Origin of the sequence: Streptomyces sp. NPDC002785 (genome assembly GCF_040295565.1) — a bacterium.
GTDB lineage: Bacteria > Actinomycetota > Actinomycetes > Streptomycetales > Streptomycetaceae > Streptomyces.
The window spans coordinates 1-22,402 of the sequence record NZ_JBEOVN010000125.1 but is presented as its reverse complement, the minus strand read 5'-3'; the positions used below and the strand labels follow the sequence as shown (position 1 = coordinate 22,402).

Below are 22,402 nucleotides of genomic sequence, written 5' to 3'. Positions count from 1 at the left end.
CCCCGCCCGCCGAGGACATCACCTCGGTGACGATCCCGGGTCTGTCCGACTGGCTGCACTCCATCGAGAAGCACCACTGGTTCTTCGTCTCCGGTCACAAGCCGGTCAGCAGCAGATGCCGCTTCAGCCGCCGAACTCCTCCAGGCCCTTCAGCGCCTGGTCCAGCAGTGCCTGCCGGCCTTCGAGCTCCTTGGCCAGCTTGTCGGCCCGGGCGTTGTTGCCCGAGGCGCGGGCCGTGTCGATCTGCGTACGCAGCTTGTCCACGGCCGCCTGCAGCTGACCGGTCAGACCCGCGGCGCGCGCACGCGCCTCCGGGTTCGTCCGGCGCCACTCCGACTCCTCCGCCTCCTGGAGCGCCCGCTCCACCGCGTGCATCCGCCCCTCGACCTTCGGGCGGGCGTCACGCGGCACATGGCCGATGGCCTCCCAGCGCTCGTTGATGGCCCGGAACGCGGCCCTGGCCGCCTTCAGGTCCTGCACCGGCACCAGCTTCTCGGCCTCGACCGCGAGCTCCTCCTTGAGCTTGAGGTTCTCGCCCTGCTCCGCGTCCCGCTCGGCGAAGATCTCGCTACGGGCGGCGAAGAAGACGTCCTGAGCACCGCGGAAACGGTTCCACAGATCGTCCTCGGCCTCGCGCTGGGCGCGGCCCGCCGCCTTCCACTCCGTCATCAGGTCGCGATAGCGGGCGGCCGTCGCTCCCCAGTCCGTGGAGCCGGAGAGCGACTCGGCCTCGACGACCAGTTTCTCCTTGGCCTTGCGGGCCTCCTCGCGCTGGGCGTCCAGCGAGGCGAAGTGGGCCTTGCGGCGCTTGGAGAACGCCGAGCGGGCGTGCGAGAAGCGGTGCCACAGCTCGTCGTCCGACTTGCGGTCGAGCCGCGGCAGGCCCTTCCACGTGTCGACGAGCGCACGGAGGCGCTCGCCCGCGGAGCGCCACTGCTCGCTCTGCGCCAGCTCCTCGGCCTCGGTGACCAGCGCCTCCTTGGCATGCTTCGCCTCGTCGGTCTGCTTCGCCTTCTGCGCCTTGCGCTCCTCGCGCCGCGAGTCGACCGTCGCGACCAGCGCGTCGAGTCGCTTGCGCAGCGCGTCGAGGTCACCGACGGCATGATGCTCGTCCACCTGCAGACGCAGATGCTCGATGGCGGTCGTGGCGTCCTTGGCCGACAGATCGGTGGTCTTCACCCGCCGTTCGAGGAGGCCGATCTCGACCACAATGCCCTCGTACTTGCGCTCGAAGTAGGCCAGAGCCTCCTCGGGGGAACCCGCCTGCCACGATCCGACGACCTGCTCGCCATCGGCTGTACGCACGTACACGGTGCCCGTCTCATCGACGCGGCCCCACGGGTCGCTGCTCACAGCGCCTCCTCCACCTGATGCCTGCGTGAGGGTTCGCCCCCCTGGCATCGTCCACAGTTTCCTGGGGCGGGCAGCGCCCGCCCTGCACAACGCCAATCTAGGCGACCGGCCGCCCGGCTGTCCGCACTCAGCGCGGCCGAAAATAATCCGGCCCGCGCTTCGCCGTCATCACCGGCCGGCCCGGTCCGGCCGTCCTGGCCGGGTCACGACTTGTCGACAGCGGCCTTCGAGATGTCCACGGCCTTCTTGGGCGCACCGTCAGGCGCACCACCGGCCACTCCCGCCGCACCGATGTCCTTGACGGCCTTCAGCGAGGCATCGTCCATCGTGCCGAACGGCGTGTAGGTGGGCGGCAGTTTGCTGTCCTTGTACACCAGGAAGAACTGGCTGCCACCGGTGTGTGCCTGGCCGGTGTTCGCCATCGCCACCGTGCCCGCCGGATAGGTCACCGTGCCGTCCTTGCCCGCCTTGCCCAGCGCGGTCAGGTTCTCGTCCGGGATCGTGTAGCCGGGGCCGCCCGTGCCGTCTCCCTTGGGGTCACCGCACTGCAGGACGAAAATGCCCTGCGTGGTCAAGCGGTGACACTTCGTACCGTCGAAGAAGCCCTTGTCGGCCAGCGACTTGAAGGAGTTCGTGGTGTGCGGCGTCTTCGCCGCGTCCATCGTGAACGCGATGTCGCCCTGGCTCGTCTTGAGCGACATCGCGTACTTCGCCTTTTTGTCGATCTTCAGCGCGGGCTCGGGCACGCTGCTCTCGCTCGCGGACGGCGAGGCCGCCGGGCTCGCGGCCGCATCGCTCTTGTCCTTCTTGCCGTCGCCGTCGAGGGCGAGATACGAGCCCACCCCGACGACCGCGGCCACGGCCACCACGGACGCGATGACGACCGTCAGACGCCTCGTCCTGCTGCGGGCCTCCTCCCGGCGCTGCTGCTGCCGCTGGAACTTCTCCCTGGCGAGCTGCCGCCGCCGCTGATCGCTGCTGACCACCGGGTGATCTCCTTGTAGGTCGTGTGATGAGGCCTGGGCTGCCCCGTACCGTATATGGGTTAGCTGTGGAATGCGGAGCGCCGGTAGGCTCTCAACTGCCGCGACCTTCTCAGTCGCAATCCATCGTCGGACGACCATTAAGGACGATCGTGCTCATTGCCGGGTTCCCCGCCGGGGCCTGGGGGACCAACTGTTACCTGGTCGCCCCGGCCGCAGGCGAGGAGTGCGTGATCATCGACCCGGGCCATCAGGCCGCATCCGGAGTCGAGGAAGCGCTGAAGAAGCATCGGCTGAAGCCCGTCGCCGTCGTACTGACCCACGGCCACATCGACCATGTCGCCTCGGTCGTCCCGGTGTGCGGCGCGCACGACGTCCCTGCCTGGATCCACCCGGAGGACCGGTACATGATGAGCGACCCGGAGAAGGCCCTCGGCCGCTCCATCGGGATGCCGCTCATGGGTGAGCTGACGGTGGGGGAGCCGGACGACGTCAAGGAACTGAGCGACGGCGCCCTCCTGAAGCTGGCCGGTCTGGAGTTCGGTGTCGCGCATGCGCCCGGCCATACCAAGGGGTCGGTGACGTTCAGGATGCCCGAGGCCGCGGATGTTCCGCAGATCCTCTTCTCGGGCGACCTGCTCTTCGCCGGCTCCGTCGGACGCACCGACCTGCCCGGTGGCGACCACGCCGAGCTGCTCGAGTCGCTGGCCCGTGTGTGCCTGCCGCTCGACGACTCGACTGTGGTGCTGTCCGGCCACGGCCCCCAGACGACCATCGGCCGCGAGCGCGCCTCGAATCCGTATCTGCACGGTATGGACGCGCCCCGACGAGGAATGTGACGAGAGAAATTCCGTGAGCACCTTCAAGGCCCCCAAGGGCACGTACGACCTGACCCCGCCCGACTCCGCGAAGTACCTCGCGGTGCGCGAGGCGATCGCCGCACCCCTGAAGAACTCCGGCTACGGCTACATCGAGACGCCCGGCTTCGAGGACGTCGCCCTCTTCTCGCGCGGTGTCGGTGAGTCCACCGACATCGTGACCAAGGAGATGTACACCCTCACCACCAAGGGCGGCTCCCAGCTGGCACTGCGCCCCGAGGGCACCGCGTCCGTGCTGCGCGCCGCGCTGGAGGCCAATCTCCACAAGCTCGGCAACCTGCCTGTGAAGCTCTGGTACTCCGGCTCGTACTACCGCTACGAGCGCCCGCAGAAGGGCCGCTACCGGCACTTCTCGCAGGTCGGTGCCGAGGCGATCGGCGCCGAGGACCCGGCGCTGGATGCCGAGCTGATCATCCTGGCCGACCAGGCGTACCGCACGCTGGGTCTGCAGAACTTCCGCATCCTGCTCAACTCGCTGGGCGACAAGGAGTGCCGCCCCGTCTACCGGGACGCGCTCCAGGGCTTCCTGCGCGAGCTCGACCTGGACGAGGAGACCCGTCGCCGCATCGAGATCAACCCGCTCCGGGTCCTCGACGACAAGCGGCCCGAGGTGCAGAAGCAGCTGACCGGCGCCCCGGTTCTGCGCGACTATCTGTGCGACGCCTGCAAGGCGTACCACGAGGAGGTGCGCGACCTGCTCTCCGCGGCAGGTGTGGCGTACGAGGACGACGAGAAGCTGGTCCGCGGCCTCGACTACTACACCCGCACCACCTTCGAGTTCGTCCACGACGGACTCGGCTCGCAGTCCGCGGTGGGCGGCGGCGGCCGCTACGACGGCCTCTCCGAGATGATCGGCGGCCCGGCGCTCCCGTCGGTCGGCTGGGCGCTGGGCGTGGACCGTACGGTGCTTGCGCTGGAGGCGGAGGGCATCGAGCTCGAACTGCCCGCGGCCACCAGCGTCTTCGCGGTACCGCTCGGCGAGGAGGCCCGGCGGGTGCTCTTCGGGATCGTCACGCAACTGCGTCGCGAGGGTGTGGCGGCGGACTTCGCGTACGGAAACCGCGGCCTCAAGGGTGCGATGAAGAGCGCGAACCGGTCGGGGGCACGGTTCACGATCGTCGCGGGTGAGCGGGACCTGGCCGAGGGCGTCGTCCAGCTCAAGGACATGGAGTCCGGAGAGCAGACGGCGGTACCCCTGCCGGACGTGGCCGAAGCGCTCCGCGGACGCCTGGCCTAGTTGGAGTACCCCTCCCGGCAAGCTGTGCCCGTCGCGGGCAAACATTGCCGGTCACGGCACTGAATTCTCCGGGTCGTCGGACGGACTGGAACACCGGCCCGTCCGGCGACCGGGAGCGCAGGGTTCACCGGCCCACCCCGGTCAGCCGTCGCGCCGGTCCTTCCAGCGGAAGGCCAGCAGGCACAGCACAAGACCGCCGATGCATCAGGCACCCAGCACCAGCGCGACCTTCCCGTACTCCCAGCTCCCCGCCTGCTCGATCACGGCCGCCGACTCGGGCAGGAACACTGCGCGCGAGCCCTGGCACATCCAGGGGAGCCGATCACGCCGAGCGCCACTTCGAGACGGCGCCGCCGGCCGCCGCAGAGTTCCTTGATGCGGGCGCCGGCCTTCTGCTCCAGGCCCCCAGCGCGATGACCTGCTCGCAGTCGCGCGGCCTCGGGTAGTAGCGGGAGAAGTGCGTCACCGTCTTGTGTACCGTCAACTCGGCGGGCACCGATTCATCCTGCCGTACGACTCCGACCCGGGAACGCCAATGGCGCTCGGCGGAAGCCGGGTCCACGCCGAGCACCGACACGGTCCCTTCGTCGCGGCTGCGATGGCCGTGCAGGATTTCCACGGTCGTGCTCTTCCCGGCCCCGTTCGGTCCGAGGATTCCGAACACCTCGCCACGCCGGATGCCCAGGTCCAGACCGTCGACCGCGGTCACTTCGCCGTGGCGCTTGCGCAGACCGCGCACCTCCACCGCAAGTTCAGTCATGGATGAGAGCGTCTCGCGGACCCGCGTGTTCCGCACCGGCCGTGCGCAGAGCTTTGCGTACATCTTTATGTCCATCGAACAGAACGTCAGCGGTTCGGTGCGGCACAATGACCGTGCCCAGCAGGCCACTCACTGATGGAACGGCGATATGACGACTGCAGCGGTTGACCATCCCTCCTCCGACCAGGACGAGGACAGCGGGAAGAGGACCATCGGCGGCAGTCGGGCGTTCGCGCTGCTGCTGGTGATCACGGGCGCCGCCGGACTCCTCGCCGCCTGGGCCATCACCATCGACAAGTTCAAGTTGCTGGAGGACCCCAACTTCACACCGGGCTGCAGTCTCAACCCGGTCGTCGCATGCGGCAACATCATGAAGAGCGAGCAGGCGGGCGCCTTCGGCTTCCCGAACCCGATGCTCGGTCTGGTCACCTACTCCGTGATCATCGGCATCGGCATCGCGCTGCTCGCGGGCGCCCGCTTCCGCAGCTGGTACTGGCTCGGGATGAACGCCGGCACGCTGTTCGGCGTCGGCTTCTGCACCTGGCTCCAGTACCAGTCGCTCTACAACATCAACTCGCTCTGCCTGTGGTGCTGCCTGGCCTGGGTCGCCACGATCGTCATGTTCTGCTACGTCACCACGCACAACATCAAGCACCGGATCCTGCCCGCGCCGAACTGGCTGCGCAACGGACTGACGGAGTTCCACTGGGTGCCGCCGGTCCTGTGGATCGGCATCATCGGCATGCTGATCCTGACCCGCTGGTGGGACTTCTGGACCAGCTGACCGGCCCGCCGCTACTGCCGGGCGACCGGCCCGGCAGGGATGTCAGTGCCGTGACATAGGCTTCAAAACGTGGAGCCCGACCTCTTTACCGCAGCTGCCGAAGACCGCCAGGAGAAGGACCCGTCCAGCAGCCCACTGGCTGTCCGGATGCGTCCCCGCACCCTCGACGAGGTCGTCGGCCAGCAGCATCTGCTCAAGCCGGGCTCGCCGCTGCGCCGCCTCGTCGGCGAGGGGAACGGCGGGCCCGCAGGCCCGTCGTCGGTGATCCTCTGGGGCCCGCCCGGCATCGGAAAGACGACTCTGGCGTACGTGGTCAGCAAGGCCACCAACAAGCGCTTCGTCGAGCTCTCCGCGATCACTGCGGGCGTCAAGGAAGTGCGGGCCGTCATCGAAGGCGCCCGCCGCGCCACCGGCGGCTACGGCAAGGAGACCGTCCTCTTCCTCGACGAGATCCACCGCTTCTCCAAGGCGCAGCAGGACTCGCTGCTCCCGGCGGTGGAGAACCGCTGGGTGACGCTGATCGCCGCGACCACCGAGAATCCGTATTTCTCGATCATCTCGCCGCTGCTGTCGCGCTCGCTGCTGCTCACCCTGGAATCGCTCACCGACGACGATCTGCGCGGCCTGCTGCAGCGTGCACTGACCGACGAGCGCGGACTCGGCGGCGCGGTGGCGCTGCCGAGGGACGCCGAGGCACATCTGCTGCGCATCGCGGGCGGCGACGCCCGGCGGGCGCTCACGGCGCTGGAGGCCGCGGCCGGTGCGGCGCTGGCCAAGCAGGAGAAGGAGATCACCCTCCTGACCCTGGAGGAGACCGTCGACCGTGCCGCCGTCAAGTACGACCGGGACGGCGACCAGCACTACGACGTCGCGAGCGCGCTCATCAAGTCGATCCGCGGCTCCGATGTGGATGCCGCGCTGCACTATCTGGCCCGGATGATCGAGGCGGGGGAGGACCCCCGGTTCATCGCCCGAAGGCTGATGATCTCGGCCAGCGAGGACATCGGTCTCGCCGATCCCACGGCACTGCCCACCGCCGTCGCGGCCGCCCAGGCGGTCGCCATGATCGGCTTTCCCGAGGCGGCGCTCACCCTGAGCCATGCCACGATCGCCCTGGCCCTCGCCCCCAAGTCCAATGCGGCGACCCTGGCGATCTTCGCCGCCCAGGAGGACGTACGGAAGGGGCTCGCGGGCCCGGTCCCGGCCCATCTGCGCGACGGCCACTACAAGGGCGCCGCCAAGCTCGGCCACGCCCAGGGCTATGTGTATCCGCACGATGTCCCCGGCGGTATCGCCGCCCAGCAGTACGCCCCGGACGCCGTACGCGACAAGCACTACTACCAGCCCACGCGCTATGGCGCGGAGGCGCGCTACGCGGATGTGGTGGAGCGGGTCCGCGAGCGGCTCTCAGGCCCGTCCGCCGACTGAGGTCGACGTACGCCTCGCCCGTCTCGAGCCGGAGCGTCATCCGGCCGGGTCCCGACATGCCGGGTTACGGTGGTGAGCCGGCCCGAGACCCGGGCGCGGCCCCGGATGCGGTGCGGTACGGAGACCGGGGCGGCGTCCGTGATCTCCAGCACAGCGGCCGACCCGTCGTCCCGCGTGCGCCGCGGCCCGTACGGCCGGGGAATCAGCGGGGAGTTCGAGGAACAGATCCCCATCGGGGCCCACGCCCCTGGTCAGAGGCATCAGCTGATCCGAGCCGGGCGCGTTCAGCCCGGGGACGAGCAGTACCGATGAACAGGTACTCTGTACGAGAGTTCGTGTGCGCTCGGCTGCTGACGGCATCCGAGTGTTTTCAAGCCCGCCGGGACGCGGCTGACCACGATCTGATCGGTCCTCCGTCGTATCGGCACCCTGAGGGATGTCGACGCTGTCAGTGCTGTCCGTGAAGTGTGTGGTGTTCCCCGGGCGAGACATGCGATCTCCTCAAGTAAGGTGAGCCTAACCTAACCTACGATGGAGGTCTGGAGAACGTGCCTAACCAGTCGCGTCCCAAGGTCAAGAAGAGCCGCGCGCTCGGCATTGCGCTGACGCCGAAGGCTGTCAAGTACTTCGAGGCCCGCCCCTACCCGCCGGGCGAGCACGGCCGTGGCCGCAAGCAGAACTCGGACTACAAGGTCCGTCTGCTGGAGAAGCAGCGTCTGCGCGCCCAGTACGACATCAGCGAGCGCCAGATGGCGCGTGCCTACGACCGCGCCAAGAAGGCCGAGGGCAAGACGGGCGAGGCGCTCGTCGTCGAGCTCGAGCGTCGTCTCGACGCCCTGGTCCTGCGTTCGGGCATCGCCCGCACCATCTACCAGGCCCGCCAGATGGTCGTGCACGGTCACATCGAGGTCGACGGCCGCAAGGTCGACAAGCCGTCCTTCCGTGTCCGTCCCGACAACATCGTGATGGTCCGCGAGCGCAGCCGCGACAAGCACCCCTTCCAGGTTGCCCGCGAGGGTGGTTACGCCCCCGACGGCGAGACCCCGCGCTACCTGCAGGTGAACCTGAAGGCCCTGGCCTTCCGCCTTGACCGGGACCCGAACCGCAAGGAAATCCCCGTGATCTGCGACGAGCAGCTCGTCGTCGAGTACTACGCCCGCTGATTCAGGCGTAGCCGCTCTCACCAGCGCTCAGGCCCGCCCCTTCCCGATGTACGGGGAGGCGGCGGGCCTGGGTGTTTTCCCGGGGCCCGGCACCAGCCCCGGCGTCCCCCGGCCGGTCCACGGGCCCGTTCGCCGACGCCCTGGCCACCGCCGCGTGAAATACGCAGAGTGCTTGTACAGGCACTCTCCGCGCAATCTCCTTATGGCAACTGAGGTTCTTGCCGCCGGTAATGCGGTACAGGGCGCGACCACCGGCGCGATAGGCTCGGGAGACGACGATCGGCTGTCGCAGCAGCGGTCGCCGGACCGAGCAGAGACAGACAGAGACAGCGACAAGCTAGAGAGCGGTGCACTGTGTCCGGTGGAGAGGTGGCCGGGATCCTGGTGGCCGTCTTCTGGGCGATCCTGGTTTCGTTCCTCGCCGTCGTACTGGTGAGGCTGGCCCAGACGCTCAGGGCGACCACCAAGCTCGTGGCGGACGTGACCGAGCAGGCGGTCCCGCTGCTTGCCGACGCCTCCGCCACCGTGCGCTCCGCGCAGACCCAGCTCGACAAGGTCGACGCGATCGCCACGGACGTCCAGGAAGTCACCTCGAACGCCTCGGCGCTCTCCACCACTGTCGCCTCGGCCTTCGGCGGCCCGCTCGTCAAGGTCGCCGCGTTCGGTTACGGCGTACGGCAGGCCATCGGCCGCAAGACCGATCCGGAGCCGGAACCTGCCCGTCGTACGGTGATCGTCGGCCGCACCGTGCCGGCCGCGCGCGGCCGGAAGCGCAACGGCAGAAACTCCCGCGGATCGAAGGACTGACGCAGCGATGTTCCGCCGTACGTTCTGGTTCACCGCTGGCGCCGCCGCCGGTGTATGGGCCACCGCCAAGGTCAACCGGAAGCTCAAGCAGCTGACCCCCGAGAGTCTCGCGGCGCAGGCCGCGGACAAGGCGATCGAGACGGGCCACAAGCTCAAGGACTTCGCTCTGGACGTCCGTGAGTCCATGGCCCGGCGCGAGGCCGAACTGGGTGAGGCGCTGGGCCTGGAGGCACCGGTCGACCCCGACTTCCCCGTACGGCGTCATTTCGCCGTCGAGGCGGCCGAGCCCGTCGGACCGGACAGGTCCCTCGAAGCCACCAAGTACCGCAAGCTCCCCTACAACTCGTACAACCGGAATGAGGACCACTGATGGAGTCGGCTGAAATTCGTCGCCGCTGGCTGAGCTTCTTCGAGGAGCGCGGTCACACCGTCGTCCCTTCGGCGTCGCTCATCGCGGACGACCCGACTCTGCTCCTGGTCCCCGCGGGCATGGTCCCCTTCAAGCCGTACTTCCTCGGCGAGGTCAAGCCGCCCGCCCCGCGCGTCACCAGCGTGCAGAAGTGTGTCCGTACGCCGGACATCGAGGAGGTCGGCAAGACCACCCGGCACGGCACGTTCTTCCAGATGTGCGGCAACTTCTCCTTCGGTGACTACTTCAAGGAAGGCGCCATCAGCTACGCCTGGGAGGCTCTGACGAGCTCCGTGGCGGACGGCGGCTTCGGTCTCGACCCCGAGCGGCTGTGGATCACGGTCTACCTCGACGACGATGAGGCCGAGCAGATCTGGCGCGACAAGATCGGCGTACCGGCCGAGCGCATCCAGCGCCTGGGCAAGAAGGACAACTTCTGGTCCATGGGCGTCCCCGGACCCTGCGGCCCCTGCTCCGAGATCAACTACGACCGCGGCCCCGAGTTCGGCATCGAGGGCGGCCCGGCCGTCAACGACGAGCGCTACGTGGAGATCTGGAACCTGGTCTTCATGCAGTACGAGCGGGGCACAGGTGACGGCAAGGAGGACTTCCCGATCCTTGGTGACCTGCCGTCGAAGAACATCGATACGGGTCTGGGCCTGGAACGCCTCGCCATGATCCTGCAGGGCGTACAGAACATGTACGAGACCGACACCCTGCGTGTCGTCATGGACAAGGCCACCGAGCTGACCGGCGTCCAGTACGGCGCCGACCACGGTTCGGACGTCTCGCTCCGCGTGGTCGCCGACCACATCCGTACCTCCGTGATGCTCATCGGCGACGGCGTCACCCCCGGCAACGAGGGCCGCGGCTACGTGCTGCGCCGCATCATGCGCCGCGCCATCCGCAACATGCGCCTGATGGGTGCCACCGGGCCCGTCGTCAAGGACCTGGTCGACGTCGTGATCGACACGATGGGGCAGCAGTACCCGGAGCTGATCACCGACCGCAAGCGCATCGAGACCGTCGCCCTCGCCGAGGAGGCCGCCTTCCTCAAGGCCCTCAAGGGCGGCACCAACATTCTCGACACCGCCGTCACCGAGACCAAGGCCGCCGGCGGCAAGGTCCTCGCCGGCGACAAGGCGTTCCTGCTCCACGACACCTGGGGCTTCCCGATCGACCTCACCCTGGAGATGGCCGCCGAACAGGGCCTCTCGGTGGACGAGGACGGCTTCCGCCGCCTGATGAGGGAGCAGCGGGAGCGCGCCAAGGCCGACGCCAAGGCCAAGAAGACCGGCCATGCCGACCTGTCCGCCTACCGCGCGGTCGCCGACAACTCCGGCGTCACCGAGTTCACCGGCTATACCGCCACCGAGGGCGAGTCGACCATCGTCGGCCTGCTCGTCGACGGTGTCCCCTCGCCCGCCGCCACCGAGGGCGACGAGGTCGAAGTCGTCCTGGACCGCACCCCGTTCTACGCCGAGGGCGGCGGCCAGCTCGCCGACCAGGGCCAGATCCGGCTCGACAGCGGCGCCGCCATCCAGGTCCGCGACGTCCAGCAGCCCGTCCCCGGCGTCTTTGTCCACAAGGGTTCGGTTCAGGTCGGCGAGGTGACCGTCGGCGCTTCTGTCCACGCGGCCATCGACACCACCCGCCGACGCGCCATCGCCCGCGCCCACAGCGCCACGCACCTTACGCACCAGGCGCTGCGCGACGCATTGGGCCCGACGGCCGCACAGGCCGGTTCGGAGAACTCGCCGGGCCGCTTCCGCTTCGACTTCGGCTCGCCCGCCGCCGTACCCGGCACGGTCCTCACCGACGTCGAGCAGAGGATCAACGAGGTCCTCGCCCGTGAACTCGATGTCCAGGCCGAGGTCATGCCGATCGACGAGGCCAAGAAGCAGGGCGCCATCGCTGAGTTCGGCGAGAAGTACGGCGAGCGGGTCCGGGTCGTCACCATCGGCGACTTCTCCAAGGAGCTCTGCGGCGGTACGCACGTCCACAACACTGCCCAGCTGGGTCTGGTGAAGCTGCTCGGCGAATCGTCCATCGGTTCCGGTGTGCGACGTATCGAGGCCCTCGTCGGCGTCGACGCCTACAACTTCCTCGCCAGGGAGCACACGGTCGTCGCCCAGCTCCAGGAGCTGGTCAAGGGCCGTCCCGAGGAGCTCCCGGAGAAGATCGCTGGAATGCTCGGCAAGCTGAAGGACGCCGAGAAGGAGATCGAGAAGTTCCGCGCGGAGAAGGTCCTCCAGGCCGCCGCCGGACTGGCAGATTCCGCCAAGGACGTACGGGGCGTCGCCCTGGTCACCGGCCAGGTCCCGGACGGCACTTCGGCCGACGACCTGCGCAAGCTCGTCCTCGACGTTCGCGGACGCATCCAGGGCGGCCGCCCGGCTGTCGTGGCCTTGTTCACCACGGCCAATGGACGCCCGCTCACCGTGATCGCCACCAACGAGGCCGCCCGTGAGCGTGGACTCAAGGCCGGTGACCTGGTCCGTACCGCCGCCAAGACCCTTGGCGGCGGTGGCGGCGGCAAGCCGGACGTCGCCCAGGGCGGCGGCCAGAACCCCGAGGCCATCGGAGCCGCCGTGGCCGCTGTCGAACGCCTTGTCACCGAGACGGCGTGACGGCGGGGATGACGCAGATGCGCCGCGGTCGTCGTCTCGCGATCGACGTCGGGGACGCCCGGATCGGGGTCGCCTCGTGCGACCCCGACGGGATCCTCGCCACGCCGGTGGAGACCGTTCCGGGACGCGATGTCCCGGCGGCCCACCGGCGGCTCGGGCAGATCGTCGAGGAGTACGAGCCGATCGAGATCATCATCGGCCTGCCGCGGTCCCTCGGCGGCGGTGAGGGACCCGCCGCAGCCAAGATCCGGGTCTTCGCCCAGGAGGTGGCCCGCTCGGTCGCACCCATTCCGGTGCGATTGGTGGACGAGAGGATGACCACAGTAACGGCGAGTCAAGGACTGCGCGCTTCGGGCGTGAAGTCCAAGAAAGGCCGTTCCGTCATCGATCAGGCTGCCGCTGTGGTGATCCTTCAGAACGCTCTGGAGTCCGAACGGGCGTCAGGGAAAGCCCCGGGCGAAGGCGTCGAAACGGTTGGCTGATCGCGATACGGTAACGTTCCGCGCGATGTGGCGGTGTTCGAACAAACACCGCACAGCAAAGAGACGGAACGTCGTCTCGCGGCTCTAGGGGATCGATGACTGAGTATGGCCGGGGCCCCGGCTCCGAACCGTGGAATCCCGAGGACCCCTTGTACGGGGACCAGGGATGGGGAGGACAGCCGCCTACCCACGGCCAGAGCCAGTACGGCGGCCAGCAGCAGCCCTACCCGCAGGATCCGCATGCGCAGCAGCAGCCCTACCCGCAGGACCCGTACGCGCAGCAGCAGTCTTACCCGCAGGATCCGCACGCGCAGCAGCAGTCTTACCCGCAGGACCCGTACGCGCAGCAGCAGTCCTACCCGCAGGACCCGTACGCGCAGCAGCCGCAGGACCCGTACGCGCAGCAGCAGTCCTACCCGCAGGACTCGCACGCGCAGCAGTCCTACCCGCAGGACCCGCACGCGCAGCAGCAGCCGCAGGACCCGTATACACAGCAGCAGCCCCAGCAGCCTCAGTACGACAACGGTGGTTGGGACACCGGGCAGCAGTCCGCCGGTATGCCCTACGACGTTCAGCCGGCCGGCCACGGCGAGACGCATGACTCCTACGGCACGCCGGAGGCCTACCCGCCGCCGCAACCCCCGGGCCACCGCGAGGCTGTTGCCGAGCAGGCGCCTGCGCAGAGTCCCGACTGGGACCCGGAGGTCCAGCCGGAGGAGACCCACCCCTTCTTCACAGGCGCCGACGACCGCGACGACCGTGACGACGAGTACGACGACGACCCGCGCGAGTCACGCCGCGGCGGTCGAGGCGGCAACGAGCGCCGCGGCGGCAAGGGAAAGAAGAAGAGCCGCAGCGGCGTCGCCTGCCTGGTCGTCTCGGTGGTCCTGCTCGGCGGCCTCGGCGGAGTGTGCTACGTCGGCTACTCGTACTGGCAGGACAAGTACGGCGCGGCGCCCGACTACACCGGAACGGGCACCGGCGAGGTCGAGGTGGAGATCGAGAAGGGCGCCTTCGGCTCCGACATCGGCAACATCCTGAAGCAGAAGGGTGTCATCAAGAGCGTCGACGCGTTCGTCGCCGCGCAGAACGAGAACCCCAAGGGCAAGTCGATCCAGGCAGGCGTCTATCTGCTCCGCGAGAAGATGTCCGCGGCCGAGGCCTTGAAGATGATGGTCGACCCGAACAGCCAGAATCTTCTGGTGATTCCCGAGGGGTATCGCAATCTCGACATCTACGAGATGGTCGACAAGAAGCTGCGCCTCAAAAAGGGAACGACCAAGGGAATTGCCACGTCCAAGGCATCCGGCCTCGGTCTGCCTGACTGGGCGAGGAATGACAAGGATATAAAGGACCCGCTGGAAGGATTCCTGTACCCGGCCGCTTATCCGGTCACCAAGGAAACCAAGCCGGAGATGATCCTGAAGAAAATGGTCTCCCGCGCCAACGAGGAGTACGGCAAGCTCGACCTCGAGGGGACGGCCAAGAAGTACAACCTGGACGGTCCCTGGCAGGTCCTCACTGTCGCCAGCCTGGTCCAGGCGGAGGGCCTCACACACGACGACTTCCGTAAGATGGCTGAAGTCGCCTACAACCGCTTGAAGCCGAACAACACGGTCACGAACCGTAAGCTTCAATTCGACTCCGCATTCAATTACCTCAAGAACCAGAGCAAGATCAAGATCGGGTCGAGTGAGATCCTGAGCAATCCGGACCCTTACAACACCTACTACCACGAGGGCCTTCCGCCGGGTCCGATCAGCAATCCGGGTGAGGAAGCCCTGCGAGCTACGCTCAATCCCACTGATGACGGGTGGATGTTCTTCATCTCGCTCGACGGCAAGAAGACCCAGTTCACCAAGACGGCCGCCGACCACGAGAAGCTCAACAAGAAGTTCAAGGAACAGCATGGCCTCGGCTGACGGGCCTCGCCGGGCAGCCGTCCTCGGCTCGCCCATTGCCCACTCGCTCTCTCCGGTCCTGCACCGGGCCGCGTACCAAGAGCTCGGTCTCACCGGATGGTCGTACGACCGTTTCGAGATCGACGAGGCCGCGCTCCCCGGTTTCGTCCAGGGGCTCGACTCCACCTGGGCCGGGCTCTCCCTGACCATGCCGCTCAAGCGTGCGATCATCCCGCTGCTGGACTCCATCAGCGAGACCGCGTCCTCGGTGGAGGCGGTCAATACGGTGGTCCTCACCGAGGGCGGCCGGCGGATCGGGGACAACACCGATATCTCCGGCATGATCGCCGCGCTGCGCGAACGTGGTGTGGAGAAGACCGACTCCGCCGCCGTGCTCGGTGCCGGAGCGACCGCTTCCTCGGCGCTCGCCGCGCTGTCCGAGATCTGTTCGGGACCGGTCACGGCGTACGTCCGCAGCAGGGAACGGGGCCAGGAGATGCTCGGCTGGGGCGAACGCCTCGGCGTCGACGTCCGGATTTCCGACTGGGCGAAGGCCGAGCAGGCGCTGCACGCCCCGCTGGTCATCGCCACCACCCCGGCCGGTGCCACGGACGCGCTGACCGATGCCGTACCGGACCGGCCCGGAACGCTCTTCGATGTGCTGTACGATCCCTGGCCGACCGGACTCGCCGCCGCCTGGGCGGCCCGTAACGGCGCAGTCGTCGGAGGTCTCGACCTTCTGGTTCACCAGGCCGTCCTCCAGGTCGAGCAGATGACGGGCCGTTTGCCCGCGCCGCTCGCGGCGATGCGACAGGCCGGGGAAGCGGCGCTCGCCGCCCGCTGATCCCTTGCGCCCGCAGATGGGATGCGTCCGTCTGCTGGACGGGCGACCGGTTCACGTCCCCGGCCGTGGGAGGATCAAAGGCGGCGGGCCAGGGCCGCGCACCCGGTCGCGTCGTCGCAGTTCCAGGCGCGAGCATGAGGAGCACCGTTGAGCAGGTTGCGCTGGCTGACCGCGGGAGAGTCGCACGGCCCCGCACTCGTGGCGACGCTGGAGGGCCTTCCCGCCGGCGTCCCGATCACCACGGAGATGGTGGCGGACGCACTCGCCCGGCGGCGGCTCGGTTATGGCCGCGGTGCGCGGATGAAGTTCGAGAAGGACGAGGTCACCTTCCTCGGCGGGGTGCGCCACGGTCTTACCATGGGCTCTCCGGTCGCCGTGATGGTGGGCAACACCGAGTGGCCCAAGTGGGAGCAGGTCATGTCGGCCGACCCGGTCGACCCCGAGGAGTTGGCGGCGCTGGCCCGCAACGCCCCGCTGACCCGCCCGCGGCCCGGCCACGCCGACCTCGCGGGCATGCAGAAGTACGGCTTCGACGAGGCCCGGCCGATCCTGGAGCGCGCCAGCGCCCGGGAGACCGCGGCCCGGGTCGCGCTCGGTACCGTCGCCCGGTCGTACCTCAAGGAGACCGCCGGCATCGAGATCGTCAGCCATGTCGTCGAGCTGGCCGCGGCCAAGGCGCCCTACGGCGTCTACCCGACGCCCGCCGACGTCGAGAGGCTCGACGCGGACCCGGTGCGCTGCCTGGACGCCGACGCGAGCAAGGAAATGGTCGCCGAGATCGACCAGGCCCACAAGGACGGCGACACCCTCGGCGGTGTCGTCGAGGTGCTGGCGTACGGAGTGCCCGTCGGCCTCGGCTCGCACGTCCACTGGGACCGCCGTCTCGACGCCCGGCTCGCCGCGGCCCTGATGGGTATCCAGGCCATCAAGGGGGTCGAGGTCGGCGACGGCTTCGACCTGGCCCGGGTCCCCGGCTCCAAGGCGCACGACGAGATCCTGGTCACCGAGGACGGCATCAAGCGCGCCTCCGGCCGCTCCGGCGGCACCGAGGGCGGTCTGACCACCGGCGAGCTGCTACGGGTCCGCGCCGCGATGAAGCCCATCGCGACCGTGCCGCGCGCGCTCGCAACCGTCGACGTCGTCACCGGCGAACCCGCCAAGGCCCACCACCAGCGCTCCGATGTCTGTGCCGTTCCGGCCGCGGGCATCGTCGCCGAGGCGATGGTCGCCCTGATCCTCGCCGACGCCGTCGCCGAGAAGTTCGGCGGGGACAGCGTCCCCGAGACCCGCCGCAATGTGCAGTCGTACCTCGACCACCTGCAGATCCGATGAGCGGCCCGGTGATCGTCCTCGTCGGCCCGATGGGCGTCGGCAAGTCCACGGTCGGTGAACTGCTCGCCGACCGGCTCGGCACCACCTACCGGGACACCGACGCGGACGTCGTCGCCACGGCCGGCAAGCCGATCTCGGAGATCTTCTACGACGAGGGCGAGGAACGCTTCCGCGAGCTGGAGCGACAGGCGGTGCACACCGCCGTCGCCGAGCACACGGGTGTCCTCTCCCTCGGCGGCGGCGCCGTGCTCGACGAGACGACCCGCGTACTGCTCGCCGACCACCCCGTCGTCTATCTCTCGATGGACGTGGAGGAGGCCGTCAAGCGGGTCGGTCTGAACACCGCCCGCCCGCTGCTCGCCGTCAACCCGCGCCGGCAGTGGCGCGAGCTGATGGACGCCCGCCGCCATCTGTACACCGAGGTGGCCCGGGCGACCGTCGCCACCGACGAGCGCACCCCCGAAGAGGTCGCCCAGGCGGTCCTCGACGCACTGGAACTGCCGGAGCGCACGGACGATCCCGTCCCGCCCGGCGTGGAGAACACACGTATGACCGAGCAGGGCACCACCCGTATCCAGATCGCCGGCAGCGCGGGCACCGACCCGTACGAGGTGCTGGTCGGCCGGCAGCTCCTCGGCGAGCTGCCCACGCTCATCGGCGACCGCGCCAAACGGGTCGCGGTGCTGCACCCCGAGGCGCTCGCCGAGACGGGTGAGGCGGTCCGTCAGGACCTCGCCGAGCAGGGCTACGAGGCCATCGCGATCCAGCTGCCGAACGCCGAGGAGGCCAAGACCGTCGAGGTCGCGGCGTACTGCTGGAAGGCGCTCGGGCAGACCGGCTTCACCCGTACCGATGTCATCGTCGGCGTCGGCGGCGGAGCCACCACCGATGTGGCCGGGTTCGTCGCGGCGAGCTGGCTGCGCGGGGTGCGCTGGATCGCCGTACCCACGACCGTGCTCGCCATGGTCGACGCGGCCATCGGCGGCAAGACGGGCATCAACACCGCCGAGGGCAAGAACCTCGTCGGCGCCTTCCACCCGCCCGTCGGAGTCCTCTGCGACCTCGCCGCCCTGGACTCGCTGCCCGTTCACGACTACGTCAGCGGCTTGGCCGAGATCATCAAGGCCGGCTTCATCGCCGACCCGGCGATCCTCGACCTGATCGAGGCGGACCCGGAAGGCGCCCGTACACCCACCGGAGCGCACACCGCCGAGCTGATCGAACGCGCCATCCGGGTCAAGGCCGAGGTCGTCTCCAGCGACCTCAAGGAATCCGGGCTGCGCGAGATCCTCAACTACGGCCACACTCTGGCCCACGCCATCGAGAAGAACGAGCGCTACAAGTGGCGGCACGGCGCGGCCGTCTCCGTCGGCATGGTCTTCGCCGCCGAGCTGGGACGGCTGGCCGGACGCCTCGACGACGCCACCGCCGAGCGGCACCGCGCCGTCCTGGAGTCCGTCGGACTGCCCCTCACCTACCGCGGCGACCAGTGGCCCAAGCTGCTGGAGAACATGAAGGTCGACAAGAAGTCCCGCGGCGAGCTGCTGCGCTTCGTCGTTCTCGACGGCCTCGGCAAGCCCACGGTGCTGGAGGGCCCCGACCCGGCCGTGCTGCTCGCAGCCTACGGGGAGGTGTCGGCGTGACCCGCCGGGTCCTCGTCCTCAACGGGCCGAACCTCGGCCGGCTCGGCTCCCGCGAGCCCGATGTGTACGGCGCCACGTCGTACGCCGGACTCGTCGAGACCTGTCAGGCCCTCGGCAAGGAGCTCGGCTTCGATGTCGACGTCCGGGAGACCAACGACGAGGGCGAGCTGATCCGCTGGCTCCACGAAGCCGCGGACGGTTCGCTTCCGGTCGTTCTCAACCCGGGGGCCTTCACCCACTATTCGTACGGAATGCGGGATGCGGCGGCCCAGCGCACCGCCCCGCTGATCGAGGTGCACATCTCGAACCCTTACGCACGGGAGGAATTCCGCCACAACTCCGTGGTCGCGCCGGTCGCCACGGGGACCGTGGCAGGATTCGGCATCGGCTCCTACCGCCTCGCTCTGCGCGCCCTCGCGGACGAGTTGTCCGGCTGACGGACCGGTGACCGGACGGCCGGCCGGCCGCCGGGCACTGTGGACCGTTCCCGACCGTTCACTCAGTGGCGGCCGGGGACGGTACGGTTGCCGTTCCACCAGCGCCAGTTGCCTGTACGAGACGGAGTGGCACCGGATGCAGCACGCAGTGGGGGCCCCGCTGCCGCCGCCGCAAGGCCCCGGAAGCGGACCTGCGGGCTGGACGCACCAGGCCCAGCGCCCCGGACCGCCGGGGCCGCCGCCCACCACCCCTCCCACGCCCCAGGGCTGGAACGGACCCCCGCAGCACGCACCGGTGCCTCCCTCCAGGGAGACCACAGGGCACGTCCAGCTGCCGCCCGGCGGGCCCGTCCCGCTGCCCGCGCCGCCCGCAGAGCCCGGCACCGGCAGCGCGACCCTCGCCGTACTCCTGATCGGCCCCGCGGGCGCGGGCAAGACCACCGTGGCCAAACTCTGGGCCAGCCGCCGCCGGGTTCCCACGGCCCACGTCAGCCTCGACGACGTCCGCGAATGGGTCTGCTCCGGTTTCGCCGACCCCCAGGCCGGGTGGAACGACCACTCCGAGGCCCAGTACCGCCTCGCCCGTCGCACCTGCGGCTTCGCCGCCCGCAACTTCCTCGCCAATGGGATCTCCTGCATCCTGGACGACGCCGTCTTCCCGGACCGGCCGGTCGTCGGCCTCGGCGGTTGGAAGCGCCATGTCGGCCCCGGACTGCTGCCCGTCGTTCTGCTGCCCGGCCTGGAGATCGTGCTGGAGCGCAACGCCGCCCGCAGTGGGAACCGCCGCCTCTCGGACGAGGAGGTGGCCCGGATCCACGGCCGGATGGCCGGGTGGTACGGCTCCGGACTGCCGATCATCGACAACTCGACGTACGACGTGGAGACCACCGCCCGCGTCCTGGACGACATACTCGCCCGCTCCATAGCCAGCCCTCCGGCCTGGTGAACTGCCATCGGGCGGTGTTCCCGGTCCGGTGACGGATCCGACCGCGGCCCCCGGTCGGATGCGCTGACCGAGCAGGCCTGCGCCACCACTCGTAGGCTCGTGACATGTCAGACGTGTACGCCGTCCGCCGCGGGCTGCTCCGCGACCGGTGCGCCGCCGTCGGATCCGCGGCCGCTCTGGTCTCCCGCCCCGCCAACGTCCGCTATCTCGCGGGCGGAGCGCCCCCGGGCGCCGTGCTGCTGCTCGGCCCCGGTGAGGACGTCCTGCTCTGCCCCCACGCCCCGACCGGCGACCCCGCCGACGGGCGCACCGACGATCAGCTGCGGGTGTCACTCATGCCGGCCACCGACGGTGATCCGGTGGTCGCGGCCGCCGATCGGGCCGCCTCCTTCGGTGCGGAGTCCCTGGCCGTCGAGGAACACCATCTGACGGTCTCCCGCCACCGGGCCATGAGTTCGGTCGCCCCGCGGCTGCGGCTCGCCGATCTCGGTGCCATCGTGGAGCAATTGCGGGTCGTCAAGGACGAGGAGGAGATCGCGTGTCTGCGGATCGCCGCCGAGATCACCGACCAGGCCCTGGGCGAACTCCTCGAATCCATCCTGGTGGGCCGCACCGAACGGCATCTCGCCCTGGAGCTGGAGCGCCGCCTGGTGGACCATGGCGCCGACGGTCCCGCCTTCGCCACCTCCGTAGCCACCGGGCCGAACTCCGGCCAGGGCCGGCACCGCCCCTCGGACCGGCGGGTGGAGGAGGGGGATTTCCTTTCCGTCTGCCTGGGCGCGAACTATCGTGGGTACCGCTGTGAGATCGGCCGTACGTTCGTCATCGGGACGACGCCCGCCGACTGGCAGATCGAGCTCTACGACCTGGTTTTCGCCGCTCAGCGGGCCGGGCGCGAGGCTCTCGTGCCGGGGGCCGCCTACCGCGATGTGGACCGTGCCGCCCGCTGTCTCCTGGACTCCGCGGGCCACGGAGGGGGCGTCGCACCATGGACCGGGCACGGGGTGGGCCTCGAAATCGACGAGGACCCGCAGCTGGCACCTGCAGCCATGGGTAAACTGGACGCTTGTGTGCCGGTCACCGTCGAACCGGGGGTCCACCTCCCGGGCCGGGGCGGGGTCCGGATCGATGACACGCTCGTCGTGCGCCCCGAGGCGGACGGCGGACCCGAGCTACTCACCATTACGACCAAGGAGCTGCTCGCGCTCTAGCGCGCATCCTCGGTCGTTCCACCAGCTTCAGTCCAGGAGATTCCGCAACCGTGGCTTCCACGAACGACCTCAAGAACGGCCTGGTGCTCAAGCTCGACGGAGGCCAGCTCTGGTCCGTCGTCGAGTTCCAGCACGTCAAGCCCGGCAAGGGCCCGGCCTTCGTGCGCACCAAGCTCAAGAACGTGCTCTCCGGCAAGGTCGTCGACAAGACGTTCAACGCCGGCGTGAAGGTCGAAACGGCCACCATCGACCGTCGCGACATGCAGTTCTCGTACATGGACGGCGAGTACTTCGTCTTCATGGACATGGACACGTACGACCAGCTCATGGTCGACCGCAAGGCTGTCGGCAACGCAGCCAACTTCCTGATCGAGGGCTTCACCGCCTCCGTCGCCCAGCACGAGGGCGAGGTGCTCTACGTCGAGCTGCCCGCCGCCGTCGAGCTGACCGTCAAGCACACCGACCCGGGCGTTCAGGGCGACCGCTCCACCGGTGGCACCAAGCCCGCCACGCTGGAGACCGACTACGAGATCGGCGTCCCGCTCTTCATCACCACCGGTGAGAAGATCAAGGTCGACACCCGCACGGGCGACTACCTCGGCCGGGTGAACAGCTAACCGTGGCTGCCCGGAACAAGGCCCGCAAACGCGCCTTCCAGATCCTCTTCGAGGCCGACCAGCGCGGTGAGTCCGTGCAGACGGTCCTCGCGGACTGGGTGCGGCACTCGCGGGCCGACAACCGTCAGCCGCCGGTCACCGAGTACACGATGGAGCTCGTCGAGGGGTACGCGCAGTACGCGGACCGGATCGACGACCTCATCGTGACCTACGCCGTGGACTGGGAGATCGACCGCATGCCGGTCGTCGACCGGAACATCCTGCGGCTCGGTGCGTACGAGCTGATCTGGGTGGACGGGACCCCGGACGCAGTGGTGATCGACGAGGCGGTCCAGCTCGCCAAGGAGTTCTCCACCGATGACTCCCCGTCTTTCGTGAACGGGCTGCTGGCCCGGTTCAAGGACCTCAAGCCGAACCTGCGCCGGGAGCAGTAGCTCAGGCGGCCGTTCAGCCGACGAAGGGCCCATGGTCATTGCCCATGGGCCCTTCTGTATGCGGCGTCCGGCTGTTGCGCAACGAAAAAACCGTGTCGGCGCGGGCACCCGGGAGGGGGAACC

General features: G+C 69.1%; 20 protein-coding genes and 3 pseudogenes. 18 read left to right on the top strand and 5 right to left on the bottom strand.

Annotated features, from left to right (window positions below; translation table 11 throughout):
• Nucleotides 1-123: 123 nt before the first annotated feature.
• Both ABTZ94_RS25135 and ABTZ94_RS25130 read right to left on the bottom strand, forming a co-directional pair.
• Complete coding sequence (locus ABTZ94_RS25135; protein ID WP_093894528.1) at nt 124-1,353, bottom strand: DUF349 domain-containing protein; 1,230 nt, start codon at nt 1,351-1,353, stop codon at nt 124-126.
• Nucleotides 1,354-1,556: 203 nt separating this feature from the next.
• Nucleotides 1,557-2,339, bottom strand: coding sequence for a peptidylprolyl isomerase (locus ABTZ94_RS25130; RefSeq protein WP_351203630.1), 783 nt, complete (start codon nt 2,337-2,339; stop codon nt 1,557-1,559).
• A 149-nt stretch (nt 2,340-2,488) separates the two neighbouring features.
• On the opposite strand from ABTZ94_RS25130, the gene ABTZ94_RS25125 reads away from it, so the two are divergent.
• Nucleotides 2,489-3,175: an MBL fold metallo-hydrolase gene (locus ABTZ94_RS25125; RefSeq protein WP_266745112.1), complete on the top strand. Its 687-nt coding sequence runs from the start codon at nt 2,489-2,491 to the stop codon at nt 3,173-3,175.
• Nucleotides 3,176-3,188: 13 nt separating this feature from the next.
• Entirely contained in the window at nt 3,189-4,451 is a 1,263-nt protein-coding gene (gene hisS / locus ABTZ94_RS25120; protein WP_351203628.1) for a histidine--tRNA ligase, read from the top strand.
• Between the two features lie 141 nt (nt 4,452-4,592).
• Here hisS and ABTZ94_RS25115 read toward each other — a convergent pair.
• Nucleotides 4,593-4,769: pseudogene (locus ABTZ94_RS25115) on the bottom strand (ABC transporter permease); the annotation flags it as partial.
• Nucleotides 4,763-5,211 (bottom strand): annotated as a pseudogene (locus tag ABTZ94_RS25110) (ATP-binding cassette domain-containing protein); the annotation flags it as partial. The pseudogenes ABTZ94_RS25115 and ABTZ94_RS25110, both read right to left, overlap by 7 nt.
• A gap of 148 nt (nt 5,212-5,359) precedes the next feature.
• Here ABTZ94_RS25110 and ABTZ94_RS25105 point away from each other — a divergent pair.
• Both ABTZ94_RS25105 and ABTZ94_RS25100 read left to right on the top strand, forming a co-directional pair.
• Entirely contained in the window at nt 5,360-5,995 is a 636-nt protein-coding gene (locus ABTZ94_RS25105) for a vitamin K epoxide reductase family protein (protein WP_351203626.1), read from the top strand.
• Nucleotides 5,996-6,064: 69 nt separating this feature from the next.
• The gene (locus ABTZ94_RS25100; RefSeq protein ID WP_351203624.1) at nt 6,065-7,423 is read left to right on the top strand and encodes a replication-associated recombination protein A; all 1,359 of its coding nucleotides are present in this window, start codon (nt 6,065-6,067) and stop codon (nt 7,421-7,423) included.
• Between the two features lies 1 nt (nt 7,424).
• Here ABTZ94_RS25100 and ABTZ94_RS25095 read toward each other — a convergent pair.
• Nucleotides 7,425-7,783 (bottom strand): annotated as a pseudogene (locus ABTZ94_RS25095) (DUF2470 domain-containing protein); the annotation flags it as partial.
• 188 nt (nt 7,784-7,971) lie between these two features.
• On the opposite strand from ABTZ94_RS25095, the gene rpsD reads away from it, so the two are divergent.
• From rpsD to nusB, 14 genes are all read left to right on the top strand, one after another.
• Nucleotides 7,972-8,586, top strand: a complete 615-nt coding sequence (gene rpsD, locus ABTZ94_RS25090) for a 30S ribosomal protein S4 (protein WP_030918857.1) — start codon at nt 7,972-7,974, stop codon at nt 8,584-8,586.
• A gap of 369 nt (nt 8,587-8,955) precedes the next feature.
• On the top strand, nt 8,956-9,393 hold the full coding sequence (locus ABTZ94_RS25085) for a DUF948 domain-containing protein (protein ID WP_351203633.1): 438 nt from the start codon (nt 8,956-8,958) through the stop codon (nt 9,391-9,393).
• A gap of 7 nt (nt 9,394-9,400) precedes the next feature.
• Nucleotides 9,401-9,763 (top strand): DUF6167 family protein, encoded by a 363-nt coding sequence (locus tag ABTZ94_RS25080; protein ID WP_351203621.1) that lies wholly within the window; start codon nt 9,401-9,403, stop codon nt 9,761-9,763.
• Nucleotides 9,763-12,432 (top strand): alanine--tRNA ligase, encoded by a 2,670-nt coding sequence (gene alaS / locus ABTZ94_RS25075; RefSeq protein WP_351203619.1) that lies wholly within the window; start codon nt 9,763-9,765, stop codon nt 12,430-12,432. Before ABTZ94_RS25080 ends, alaS begins: the two co-directional genes overlap by 1 nt.
• Nucleotides 12,433-12,440: 8 nt before the next feature.
• Nucleotides 12,441-12,914, top strand: a complete 474-nt coding sequence (gene ruvX / locus ABTZ94_RS25070) for a Holliday junction resolvase RuvX (protein ID WP_327276281.1) — start codon at nt 12,441-12,443, stop codon at nt 12,912-12,914.
• Nucleotides 12,915-13,009: 95 nt separating this feature from the next.
• A complete protein-coding gene (gene mltG / locus ABTZ94_RS25065; RefSeq protein WP_351203617.1) occupies nt 13,010-14,836 on the top strand; it encodes an endolytic transglycosylase MltG in 1,827 nt (608 codons plus the stop codon).
• Nucleotides 14,823-15,659: a shikimate dehydrogenase gene (locus ABTZ94_RS25060; RefSeq protein ID WP_351203615.1), complete on the top strand. Its 837-nt coding sequence runs from the start codon at nt 14,823-14,825 to the stop codon at nt 15,657-15,659. Before mltG ends, ABTZ94_RS25060 begins: the two co-directional genes overlap by 14 nt.
• Nucleotides 15,660-15,806: 147 nt before the next feature.
• Nucleotides 15,807-16,991 carry a chorismate synthase gene (gene aroC, locus ABTZ94_RS25055; RefSeq protein WP_351203613.1) on the top strand — a complete coding sequence of 395 codons (1,185 nt, stop codon included), beginning with the start codon at nt 15,807-15,809 and terminating at the stop codon, nt 16,989-16,991.
• A complete protein-coding gene (gene aroB / locus ABTZ94_RS25050; RefSeq protein ID WP_351203611.1) occupies nt 16,988-18,634 on the top strand; it encodes a 3-dehydroquinate synthase in 1,647 nt (548 codons plus the stop codon). Before aroC ends, aroB begins: the two co-directional genes overlap by 4 nt.
• Entirely contained in the window at nt 18,631-19,071 is a 441-nt protein-coding gene (gene aroQ, locus ABTZ94_RS25045) for a type II 3-dehydroquinate dehydratase (protein ID WP_351203609.1), read from the top strand. Before aroB ends, aroQ begins: the two co-directional genes overlap by 4 nt.
• 136 nt (nt 19,072-19,207) lie before the next feature.
• Nucleotides 19,208-20,017 carry a Pro-rich N-terminal domain-containing protein gene (locus ABTZ94_RS25040; protein ID WP_351203607.1) on the top strand — a complete coding sequence of 270 codons (810 nt, stop codon included), beginning with the start codon at nt 19,208-19,210 and terminating at the stop codon, nt 20,015-20,017.
• A 104-nt stretch (nt 20,018-20,121) separates the two neighbouring features.
• Nucleotides 20,122-21,228 carry an aminopeptidase P family protein gene (locus ABTZ94_RS25035; protein WP_351203605.1) on the top strand — a complete coding sequence of 369 codons (1,107 nt, stop codon included), beginning with the start codon at nt 20,122-20,124 and terminating at the stop codon, nt 21,226-21,228.
• A 50-nt stretch (nt 21,229-21,278) separates the two neighbouring features.
• A complete protein-coding gene (gene efp / locus ABTZ94_RS25030; RefSeq protein ID WP_266363161.1) occupies nt 21,279-21,845 on the top strand; it encodes an elongation factor P in 567 nt (188 codons plus the stop codon).
• Nucleotides 21,846-21,847: 2 nt separating this feature from the next.
• Nucleotides 21,848-22,279 carry a transcription antitermination factor NusB gene (gene nusB / locus ABTZ94_RS25025; protein ID WP_072484538.1) on the top strand — a complete coding sequence of 144 codons (432 nt, stop codon included), beginning with the start codon at nt 21,848-21,850 and terminating at the stop codon, nt 22,277-22,279.
• Nucleotides 22,280-22,402 lie beyond the last annotated feature (123 nt).

Excerpts from the sequence above, each read along its gene's own strand:
- aroB (WP_351203611.1), top strand. The coding sequence starts at position 16,988 with ATGAGCGGCCCGGTGATCGTCCTCGTCGGCCCGATGGGCGTCGGCAAG.
- ABTZ94_RS25080 (WP_351203621.1), top strand. The coding sequence starts at position 9,401 with ATGTTCCGCCGTACGTTCTGGTTCACCGCTGGCGCCGCCGCCGGTGTA.
- ABTZ94_RS25105 (WP_351203626.1), top strand. The coding sequence starts at position 5,360 with ATGACGACTGCAGCGGTTGACCATCCCTCCTCCGACCAGGACGAGGAC.
- ABTZ94_RS25060 (WP_351203615.1), top strand. The coding sequence starts at position 14,823 with ATGGCCTCGGCTGACGGGCCTCGCCGGGCAGCCGTCCTCGGCTCGCCC.
- mltG (WP_351203617.1), top strand. The coding sequence starts at position 13,010 with ATGACTGAGTATGGCCGGGGCCCCGGCTCCGAACCGTGGAATCCCGAG.
- ABTZ94_RS25040 (WP_351203607.1), top strand. The coding sequence starts at position 19,208 with ATGCAGCACGCAGTGGGGGCCCCGCTGCCGCCGCCGCAAGGCCCCGGA.
- ruvX (WP_327276281.1), top strand. The coding sequence starts at position 12,441 with ATGACGCAGATGCGCCGCGGTCGTCGTCTCGCGATCGACGTCGGGGAC.
- ABTZ94_RS25035 (WP_351203605.1), top strand. The coding sequence starts at position 20,122 with ATGTCAGACGTGTACGCCGTCCGCCGCGGGCTGCTCCGCGACCGGTGC.
- alaS (WP_351203619.1), top strand. The coding sequence starts at position 9,763 with ATGGAGTCGGCTGAAATTCGTCGCCGCTGGCTGAGCTTCTTCGAGGAG.